A 10041-nucleotide genomic window follows, 5' to 3' on the forward strand; every position below is an offset into this window, starting at 1 on the left:
AACCCCGGTGGTGGCCTGTTCCACAGCCGAAAAACGGCGCTGGTCAGAGCGGAATGTGCTACGGGGTCGGATTTTTCGGCTACGTTCCGAGATTCAGAGGTCCGGTAGAACCAGTGACATAACCGAACAAGGTACACCTGTGCGGGAGCGCCTCGCTCGGCTACCGTAAAGTTCGTGCCCTCGAACACCAAAGTCGAGGTACGACGCAGTCCTCGTCGCCGACGTACGGTGTCGGCCTACAGGGACGGGGACACCACGGTCGTCCTCGTGCCCGCCACGTTCTCCCGCGCCGAGGAAAAGCGCTGGGTGGGCCGCATGCTGCAACGGCTGGAGGCCCGCGAGGGGCGCCGCCACCCCGGGGACCGGGAACTCCACGAGCGTGCGTTGGAACTGGCCCGGCGCTACCTGGGCGGTACCGAACTCCCCGACAGCGTGCGCTGGGTGGACAACCAGAACTCCCGCTGGGGCTCGTGCAGCCCCGACACCCGCACGATCCGTATCTCCCGCCGTGTCGCGGGGATGCCCTCATGGGTGGTCGACTACGTCCTCATCCACGAACTCGCACACCTGTTCATCCCGCACCACGGCCGGGAGTTCTGGGACCTGGTACGCCGCTACCCCAAGGCCGAGCGTGCCCGCGGGTACCTGGAGGGCTTCAGCGCCGCCTCGCGCCTCGATGCCTGCGACCCCTCCGCCGCCGAGGAGGACGAGGAGCTCGACACCGCTGAGGTCGCCTTCAGGGAGTGAGCCGGCGTCCCGTTCCGCGGTGCGCGGCCACCGCCTCGGCGGCGGCGCGGACCAGAGCGCGGCACGCGTCGTCGGACGGCTCCGGAAGGTCGTCGATCGGGAACCAGCCCAGGTCGGTCGACTCGTCGGGGTCGCGCACCAGCACGGCGTCCTCCGGGGCGACCGCGGCGTACTGCACGTCCAGATGGAGACTCCCGCCGCCGCAGGGCACGGGGTGCCGGTCCAGCCGGACCGGCTGGGGGAGCAGGGTGATCCCCCGGATCCCCGACTCCTCGGTGGCCTCGCGCAGGGCGGCCTCGCCCAAGGCGGAGTCCTCGGGCTCGCAGTGACCGCCGGTCTGCAACCAGATCCGGTGGATCCGGTGCAGGGTGAGCACCACCCGCGAGCCGTCGGCGGACATGACCGCCGTGCTCGCCGTCACGTGACCGGGCAGGCACCCGCGCCACATCCCGTCCTCGTGCGTCTCCAAGTGCTCGAGATAGGAGAGGCGTAGCTCCTCCTGCCGGGCGTCGGGCGCGGTCCACGCGCCCAACACCGCCCGGGCGTCCGCGTGCAGTGACACCTACGCGTCCTCCCCGCGGCCGTCCCCGGACCCGTCGCCGTCGTCGTCCCCGGACCCCTCGTCCTTCCTCTGCCCGGGCGCCTCCCCGGTCAGCGAGGAGATGTCGAAGTCGGCGTCGCCGAACTCCCCGGACCCGTGCACGAACGCGTCCGGGTCGTCCAGGTCGTCGCTGCCGGGCATCAGGTCCGGGTGCTGCCATACCGAGTCGCGACCCTCCACGCCGCGGGCCTCCTCCAGGGCGGACCACAGTGCGGTGGCCTCACGCAGGCGGCGCGGGCGCAGTTCCAGGCCGACCAGCGCGGCGAACGTGTGCTCGGCGGGCCCGCCGGTCGCCCGGCGCCGCCGGGTCGCCTCGGCCAGGGCGCCCGCCTGCGGCAGCCGGTCGGACACCGCGGACGAGACCACGGTGGCCACCCAGCCCTCGATCAGCGCCAGGGCGGTCTCCAGCCGCTTCAGCGCCGCCTTCTGCTGCGGGGTGTCCTCAGGCTGGAGCAGTCCCTCGCCGCCGGCGCCGCCCAGGACCTCCTGGAGCGCCTCGGGGTTGGTGAGGTCGATCTCACCGAGCCGGTCCTCCAACCCGCTGACGTCGAACGACATCCCGTCCGCGTACTCGTTGACCAGGCGGGACACGTGGGAGCGCAGCCACGGCACGTGCGAGTACAGCCGGTGTACGGCGGCCTCGCGCGCGGCCAGGTACAACCGCACCTCGTCCTCGGGAACCTCCAGGCCCTCGGTGAACCGCTCCACGCCGGAGGGCAGCAGGGCGGCGTTGCCCTCACCGGCCAGCGGCATCCCGATGTCGGCGGTGCCGACCACCTCGCGGGACAGCTCGCCGACGGCCTGTCCCGCCTGGCGGCCCACCATCATGCTGCCCATCTGCTGGATCATGCCCAGCAGCGGGCCCGCCACGGACTGCATCTCCTCGGGCAGGTTCTGCCCCATCGACTGGACGGTCTTGTTGGTCAGCGGGTCGCACAGCTGGACCCACGAGTCCATCGTCCGCTCGATCCACTCCGACCGGCTCCAGGCCTGGGCGGTGTGGACACCCGACGGCAGGTCGGTAGCCTGGTCGAGCCACAGGTCGGCGAGGCGCAGTGCCTCCTCGACCTTGGCGTAGTCGGAGGCCGGCACGCTCGGATCGCCTTCCTGGGCGACCGTCTGGCGCGCGACGTCCTTGGCCATCTCCCAGTTCACCCCGGAGGACGACGAGGTGTCCCCGCCGCCGGTGCCAGGACTGGGCTGGGTCGACATCATGTCGGCAAACTGGCGCAGCATGTTGGCCATCTGCTGCGGGTCGCCGAACGGGAAGCCGTCCGGCATTCCGGAGCCTCCTCCGCCCGGGCCGCCGCTGCCGGCACCCGAGCCGGAGTCGCCAGAGTGGCGTCCGGACTCGTCATCGGGATCGTTCGGCATGCTGAAACCGAAAGGCAGGTCGCTCACAATCAGACCTCAGGCAGGATTAGGTTTAGTCTCCACTGTCACGTTAGCTGGGAGTCGCCCGGAGTGAGTACCGAAAGCAACCAGGTTCGCCCAGAGCACAGCCCCCCGGGCGGCACGGACAGCGTGATCGCTGTGACCGGTGCCGCGTCCGGTGTGGGCCGACTCCTCGTGCAACGCCTGGCCACGCCGGAAGGTTCCGCGCTCCCCCGGGAGGTTGTCGCCATCGACGACGAGCTCGCCGACCTGCGCGGGGTCACATGGCGTATCGCCGACGTGTGCGACCCCGGACTGGTCTCCCGGCTCGACGGGGTCGACGTGCTCGTGCACACCGCCGACGACCGCTCCCTTGAGACCCGTCCCGCGCGGCGCCGTGCGCACAACATCCGCGCGGTCCAGACGGTCCTCACCGCCGCGGCCGCCTCAGGGGTCCCGCGTGTCATCCTCGTGACCAGCACCATGGTCTACGGCGCGGCCCCGGACAACCCCGTGCCGCTCGCTGAGAACGCCCCACGCGTGTCCGACAACAGCGAGGGGCTCATGGGCGACTTCGCCGAGATCGAGGCCCTCGCGGAGCGCTCCCGCCGGGCACACCCCAGCCTCGCCGTGACCGTCGTGCGCCCGGCGGCGCTCGTGGGACCCGAGCGCGACACCCTGCTCAGCCGCCACTTCTCCGCGCCCCGCCTGCTCACCGTCAAGAGGCACGAACAGCACTGGCAGTTCTGCCACGAGGACGACCTGGCCAGCGCCCTGGCCTTCTGCGCCATGCACGGGGTGGACGGCCCCGACGGTGTGGTCGCCGTGGCCAGCGAGGGTTCCCTCTCACAGGGCGAGGTGGAGCGCACCGCCGGGATGAAGCACTTCGAGGTGCCCGCCAACCTGGCCTTCGGCGCCGTCCGCCGCCTCCACCAGGCTCGGATCACCCCGGCCGCGGAGGGGGAGCTGCAGTTCCTCGTCTACCCGTGTGTGGTGGACTGCTCGACGCTGCGCGACGCCGGATGGAAGCCCGGATACGACAACGAGTCCGCCCTGGCGGCTCTCCTGGAGTCCAGGAGCGGCAAGCCCGCTCTGGTGGGCCGCAGCCTGGGCCGCAAGGAGGCCACCATCACCGCGGCCGGTGCCGCCGGTGCCGCCGCCGCGGCCATCGGTACCGCCGCCGCCATCCGCCACCTGCGCAAGCGCAAGGGCGTCTGACCCCGGAGCGCCGCCGCGAGCGCGTTCCGCACGTTCCCGTTCCGACATGGGACGACATCCGATTGGTACGGTCATAGCGTGGAAGAGATCACTCTCGCGTCCGTACGCGACACCCCCCTCTCGGTGGACGAGGTCCTCGCCGCGGTCTCCGACCCGCGCGCGGGCGGCACGGCCGTGTTCGTCGGCACCGTTCGCGACCGCGACCACGGCCGCGACGTCGCCCGGCTCGCCTACACCGCGCATCCGTCGGTGGAGGAGCGTCTGCGCGCCGTCATGGAGAAGGTGCTCGGTGACACCTCCGTTCCGGACCGCCCGGTTGTGAGGATGGCCGCGGCGCACCGGGTCGGCCGGCTGGAGATCGGCGACACCGCCGTGGTCGTGGCCGCGGCCGCCGAGCACCGGCAGGAGGCCTTCGAGGCCTGCCGCCGCCTCATCGACGACCTCAAGGCCCAGGTGCCCATCTGGAAGCAGCAGGACTTCGGGGACGGCGAGAGCGAGTGGGTGGGCTCACCCTGAACGGGCGGCGCGGCGCGGGCCGCGTGAAGCAGGGCTGTGGACGGACGCCCCCGGGTCTCCGGCCGCAATAGGCTGTGCGCATGCTTCGTCGTGTCATGACCCTCGTTGTCGCTCTCGTCCTTCTCGTCGGGCTCGGGATCGGCAGCCTCTTCCTCCCCGTCCCCTACCTGGTGGCCGCACCCGGCCTCACGGCGAACACGATCGGGGAGGCCCAGGAAGAGCCGGTCATCCAGATCGAGGGCGCGCAGGACTACGAGCACGACGGCTCCCTGTCCATGGTGACCGTTCAGTACGCGGGCGGGCCCCAGCACCGGCTCGACTTCCTCACCGTCGTCACCGCGTGGCTCTCACCCACCCAGGCGGTCCTGCCCGAGGAGCTGCTCTTCCCCGCGGGACGCACGCCCGAGGAGGTCAGCGAGCGGCAGACCGTGCAGATGAACGACTCGCAGACCAACGCCACCGCGGCCGCGCTCAACGAACTCGGTATGGGGTACGAGGCCGTCCCCGTGGTCAACAGCACCGTCGAGGGCATGCCCGCGCACGGCGTGGTGGAGGAGGGCGACCTCATCCTGGCGGTGGACGGCGAGCCCTTGCCCACCGAGGGCGGCGACGCCGGGACCTCGGTGGGCAGTACCGCGGTCGTGGACATGGTCGGCGACCGCGAGCCCGGCGAGCCGGTCGAGCTCACCCTGGACCGTGGCGGTGAGGCCGTCGACGTGGAGGTCACCACCGAGGACGGAGAGTCGGGCGGCGCGGCGATCGGCGTGCTCATCGCCGACGAGATGGACTTCCCCGTGGACGTGGAGATCACCATCGGCGACGTCGGCGGACCCAGCGCGGGCATGATGTTCGCGCTCGGGATCATGGACCGGCTCAGCGAGGAGGGCCTCACCGGCGGGGCGCACGTCGCCGGATCCGGCACCATCACCGCCGACGGCCAGGTCGGTGGGATCAGCGGCATCCAGCAGAAGATGGTCAGCGCCCAGCGCGACGGGGCCGAGTACTTCTTCGTGGCCGCCGACAGCTGCTCCCAGGTGTCCCAGTCGGCCGCCTACGGGGAACTGGACGTGGTGCGGATCGAGACCCTCACCGACGCGGTGGACGCGCTCGGGACCATCCGTGCCGGTGAGGGCGAGCTGCCCGGCTGCGAGTAGGGGGTAGGGAGTGTTGTCTTCGGGGCGGTGTTCTCTTCGGGCTCCGCTCCGCCCGCCCGTCGCCCTCCGCCACCCTCAACGGACGCCTGCGGCGCGGAGCCCCTCCTTGCTCGGGCGCCCCGTCAGTCCTGCCCCGGCTCCTCCTCGATGTCCAGGGTCAGAGCCAGCGCCGAGGTCAGCGCGGGGACCAGGTCCGCGCCGTTGAGCACCTCCGAGTCGCTGTCGTGGCTGCGCATGCGCATCGCGCAGTGCCGTGAACCGTCGCGCAGGATCCCGGCGACCATGCGGATCTCCTCGGTCTCCTTGTCGGAGGTACTCGGGTCCTCACCCAGGGCCAGGGTCTCGTCCGAGCCCTTCACCACCAGGCGCTCCATCACCAGCGCGCACCCGGCGACGCCCTCCGGCCACATGATGCGGCCCAACGCCTCCTCCAGCGGGACGTCGTCCGACAACTGCTCTTGTTCGACTGGGGTCAACTCGTCGGGATCCTCGGGGGAGTCGATCCCCAGCAGTTCGGCCAGCGCGGGCTCCGCTTTCAGCAGCTCGGCGGTGGGGACCAGGGCATACAGCCCGATTGGTCGGTCCCAGCCCTGTTCCGCGGCGTGGCGTTCGAGGTCCATGACGGCTTCGCGAATGTTCGACACGTTTCCATAGTGACCGATGCGGGAGCCCTTCCGTCTCCGTTTTTGGACAGTAGGGTCGCCATAGGGACCCGGATGTCGCTCCGATACACCAACGATGCAGCCTTGTCACCCGAACGAGGGCAGTTCCGGGAACCTGACGGCCTCCGTTTAAGTTTTTCAGAGACAGAGCGCTAACCCGCGCACCGAACGCACCTACCAAGCAAACCGAGGGAGAGGCGTGAGCTTCCGATCGCCCGGCGCACCACCTGCGCGTATGCCTCGCCGATCAAGGTTGCTCGCGCCAGTCGCAGCGACCGTGGTCGTCATCATCGCGGGGCTGATGCTCGCCGCGAATTTCTGGACCGACTACAAATGGTTCGGCTCCGTCGGGTACACCTCGGTCTTCCTGACCGAGCTGTGGACCCGCGTGCTGCTGTTCGCCATCGCCGGCCTGGTCATGGCCGTCATCGTCGGCGCGAGCATCTTCTTCGCCTACCGCTCCCGGCCCGGTATCCGGCCGATGAGTCTGGAACAGCAGGGCCTGGACCGCTACCGGCAGTCCATCGACCCGCACCGCAAGCTGTTCTTCTGGATCGCCGTGGGCGCCCTGGCCCTGCTGGCCGGAGCCGCGGCCAGCGGTGACTGGCGCTCCTACCTACAGTTCATGAACGGCACCGCGTTCGGGGTGAACGACCCCGAGTTCGGCATGGACATCTCGTTCTTCGCGTTCACCTACCCGTTCCTGCGAGTCCTGCTCGGGTATCTGTACGCGGCCGTCATCCTGGCGTTCATCGCCGCTGTGATCGTGCACTACCTGTACGGCGGCGTGCGCCTACAGAACGACTCCGGCCAGCGCGCCACACCCTCCGCCCGCGTACACCTGTCGGTGCTGCTGGGTCTGTTCGTGCTGCTGCGAGCCTGCTCCTACTGGCTGGACCGCTACGGCCTGGTCTTCTCCGATCGCGGTTACACCTTCGGTGCCTCCTACACCGACGTGAACGCGGTCAAGACCGCCCTGCTGATCCTCACGGTCATCTCGGTCATCTGCGCCGTGCTGTTCTTCGCCAACATCTACTTCAAGAACACCATGGTTCCCATGGCCAGCCTCGGTCTGCTGGTGCTGTCAGCGGTGCTGGTCGGTGTGGCCTACCCCGCGGTCGTGCAGAACTTCCAGGTCGACCCGAACGAGCAGCGCCTGGAGAGCCCCTACATCGAGCGCAACATCGAGTACACACGCGATGCCTACGACATCGCCGACGCCGATGTGCAGGCCTACGACGCCACCACCGAGCTCAGCGCGCAGGACCTGGTGGAGGAGGCCCAGGGCACCACGGTGCGTCTGGTCGACCCCTCCGTGGTCTCGCAGACCTTCCAGCAGATGCAGCAGGTCCGCGGCTTCTACCAGTTCCCCGAGGTGCTGGAGGTCGACCGCTACCCGGACGGCGACGGCAACCTGATCGACACGGTCGTGGCCGTCCGCGAGCTGGACGGGCCGCCCTCGGACCAGGACAACTGGCTCAACCGGCACCTGATCTACACCCACGGCTACGGCATGGTCGCCGCCGCGGGCACCCAGATCGACGCCGAGGGCCGTCCGGTCTTCACCGAGTACAACATTCCGCCGCGCGGTGAGCTGAGCGACGCCGTCGGCGAGTACGAGCCGAGGGTCTACTACGGCCGGGAGGGCGCCGACTACGCCATCGTCCAGGCGGAGGAGGAGTACGACTACCCCCTCGACGCCGAGGAGGGAACCGGCGACGTGCCGACCCTGGAGGACGCCGTCGAACCCGAGGTGAGTCCGACTCCGGACGAGGCGCGCGCCCCGGCCGACTCCGACCAGGAGGGCGCGGACCAGGAAGGCGCGGACCAGGAGGGCACCGAGCAGACCGAGGAGGAGGCCCCTGCCGAGAGCGGAGGCGCCGAGGGCGGCTCGCAGGCCTACAACCGCTACGAGGGCAGCGGCGGCGTCCAGCTGAGCTCCTTCTTCGACCGTGTCCTGTACGCGATCAAGTACCAGGAACCGAACATCCTACTCAACAGCGCCATCACCGGCGATTCGCGCATCCTCTACGAGCGCGACCCGCTGGAGCGCGTGGAGAAGGTCGCACCGTTCCTGACCGTGGACAGCAACCCCTACCCGGCGGTCGTCGACGGCAGGCTCCAGTGGATCGTGGACACCTACACCACGTCCGACGGTTACCCGTACGCCAACCGGATCGACTTCAACCAGGCAGTGACCGACTCCTTCACCAACGGGTCGGCCCAGCAGGTCGGCGCGTTGCCGGGCAACGAGGTCAACTACGTCCGCAACTCGGTGAAGGCCACCGTCGACGCCTACGACGGCACCATCACCCTGTACGCCTGGGACGAGGAGGACCCGGTCCTGAAGACCTGGATGGACGCCTTCCCGGGGGCCGTCAAGAGCCAGGACGAGATGAGCGACGAGCTCACCGACCACGTGCGCTACCCGGACGACCTGTTCAAGGTGCAGCGCGAGATCATGCGCGAGTACCACGTGACGGACGCCGCCGCCTATTACGGCGGTCAGGACTTCTGGTCGGTTCCGAACGACCCGACCGGCGGCACCGAGGCTCCCGAGCCGCCCTACCGCCAGACCATCAACTACCCGGGCGAGGAAGAGGCCACCTTCTCGCTGACCAGCACCTTCGTGCCGCGGGGCCGTGAGAACCTGGCGGCCTTCATGGCGGTGGACAGCGATCCGCGCTCGGACGACTACGGACAGCTCAAGCTGCTGGAGCTGCCCAGGAGCACGGTGATCTTCGGTCCCGGACAGGTGCAGAACGCCTTCGACGCCGACGCCAACGTTCGCGAGGTGCTGCTGCCGCTGGAGCAGTCCAACGCGGAGGTGACGCGGGGCAACCTGCTCACGCTGCCGTTCTCGGGCGGCCTGCTCTACGTCGAGCCGCTGTACGTGCAGGCCGGTGGCGGCGGAGCCGCATCCTTCCCGCTGTTGCAGCAGGTCATGGTCGGCTTCGGCGAGGAGGTCGCGATCGGCAGCAGTCTGCCGGACGCGCTCAGCAACCTCTTCGACGGAGAGGCCCAGGTTCCCGAGGAGGGCGCCGAGGAGTCCCCTGAGGAGACCCCGGAGGCCGGAGCCGGCGAGGGTGAGGGCGGCGGCGACCAGGACCTCACCGACGCCCTCAACGAGGCCGTCGAGGCCTGGGAGGAGGCCCAGGAGTCGAACGAGGAGGCCAACGAGCGCCTGCGTGAGGCTCTGGAGGCCCTTGAGGAGCAGATGAACGAGTAGTTCCTCATTCCGGGAGCAGTTCGTCGTCCCGGACGGCGCGGGGCGGGGCCTTCGGGCTCCGCCCCGCTCGTTCTCCCCGGTCCGGGTACGCTCGTCAGCCGGGTGGTCCACGTCTCGATCCGTTGATTTGGGTTCTCGTCCGAAGCGCGCTAACGTGGAGACACAACGACGCGGGGTGGAGCAGTTCGGTAGCTCGCTGGGCTCATAACCCAGAGGTCGCAGGTTCAAATCCTGTCCCCGCTACTAGACCCGGACTCGGGAGAAATCCCGGGTCCGGTGGTTTTTGCCACCTTCCTTTGCCGGTCGGTCGGATGTCTTCCAAGGAGGGCGTCCGGGTGGGCGGAGCAGGGCTCAGGCCCTGGTAGGGTGGCTGAAGGCCGGTCGGGAAACTGGCGGGTCAGGGAGTCTCCGGCGGTTTTTCGCGAGGAAGGCCGATTCACTCCCGGGGGTGCGAGCCCCTGAATGGAGACACAACGACGCGGGGTGGAGCAGTTCGGTAGCTCGCTGGGCTCATAACCCAGAGGTCGCAGGTTCAAATCC

8 protein-coding genes and 1 tRNA gene are annotated in these 10041 nt (G+C 69.6%); 6 read left to right on the forward strand and 3 right to left on the reverse strand.

What is annotated here, in order from left to right:
- The first annotated feature begins 174 nt into the window (after positions 1–174).
- Positions 175–747: a M48 metallopeptidase family protein gene (locus AC0T5L_RS01055; protein ID WP_476163400.1), complete on the forward strand. Its 573-nt coding sequence runs from the start codon at positions 175–177 to the stop codon at positions 745–747.
- Here the strand turns inward: AC0T5L_RS01055 and AC0T5L_RS01060 are convergent.
- Positions 737–1309, reverse strand: a complete 573-nt coding sequence (locus tag AC0T5L_RS01060; protein WP_476163401.1) for an NUDIX hydrolase — start codon at positions 1307–1309, stop codon at positions 737–739. The genes AC0T5L_RS01055 and AC0T5L_RS01060 overlap by 11 nt on opposite strands.
- Positions 1310–2749 (reverse strand): zinc-dependent metalloprotease, encoded by a 1440-nt coding sequence (locus AC0T5L_RS01065; RefSeq protein ID WP_476163402.1) that lies wholly within the window; start codon positions 2747–2749, stop codon positions 1310–1312.
- A 123-nt stretch (positions 2750–2872) separates the two neighbouring features.
- Here AC0T5L_RS01065 and AC0T5L_RS01070 point away from each other — a divergent pair, with 123 nt between their 5' ends.
- The 3 genes from AC0T5L_RS01070 (at position 2873) to AC0T5L_RS01080 (ending at position 5610) form a co-directional block, all read left to right on the forward strand.
- Positions 2873–3940 carry an NAD-dependent epimerase/dehydratase family protein gene (locus tag AC0T5L_RS01070; protein ID WP_476163420.1) on the forward strand — a complete coding sequence of 356 codons (1068 nt, stop codon included), beginning with the start codon at positions 2873–2875 and terminating at the stop codon, positions 3938–3940.
- A 78-nt stretch (positions 3941–4018) separates the two neighbouring features.
- The gene (locus AC0T5L_RS01075; RefSeq protein ID WP_476163403.1) at positions 4019–4456 is read left to right on the forward strand and encodes a molybdenum cofactor biosynthesis protein MoaE; all 438 of its coding nucleotides are present in this window, start codon (positions 4019–4021) and stop codon (positions 4454–4456) included.
- 95 nt (positions 4457–4551) lie between these two features.
- Positions 4552–5610, forward strand: a complete 1059-nt coding sequence (locus AC0T5L_RS01080; protein ID WP_476163421.1) for a YlbL family protein — start codon at positions 4552–4554, stop codon at positions 5608–5610.
- Between the two features lie 122 nt (positions 5611–5732).
- On the opposite strand, the gene AC0T5L_RS01085 is transcribed toward AC0T5L_RS01080, so the two are convergent.
- The gene (locus tag AC0T5L_RS01085; RefSeq protein WP_476163404.1) at positions 5733–6254 is read right to left on the reverse strand and encodes a PPA1309 family protein; all 522 of its coding nucleotides are present in this window, start codon (positions 6252–6254) and stop codon (positions 5733–5735) included.
- 295 nt (positions 6255–6549) lie between these two features.
- On the opposite strand from AC0T5L_RS01085, the gene AC0T5L_RS01090 reads away from it, so the two are divergent.
- Positions 6550–9501 (forward strand): UPF0182 family membrane protein, encoded by a 2952-nt coding sequence (locus AC0T5L_RS01090; protein ID WP_476163422.1) that lies wholly within the window; start codon positions 6550–6552, stop codon positions 9499–9501.
- Positions 9502–9670: 169 nt separating this feature from the next.
- Positions 9671–9744 (forward strand) — tRNA-Met (locus AC0T5L_RS01095).
- The last annotated feature ends 297 nt before the right edge of the window (positions 9745–10041 follow it).

The organism is Nocardiopsis sp. TRM 82005, assembly GCF_056312425.1.

Coding starts and splice junctions, on each gene's coding strand:
- AC0T5L_RS01080 (WP_476163421.1), top strand. CDS start 4,552: ATGACCCTCGTTGTCGCTCTCGTCCTTCTCGTCGGGCTCGGGATCGGC.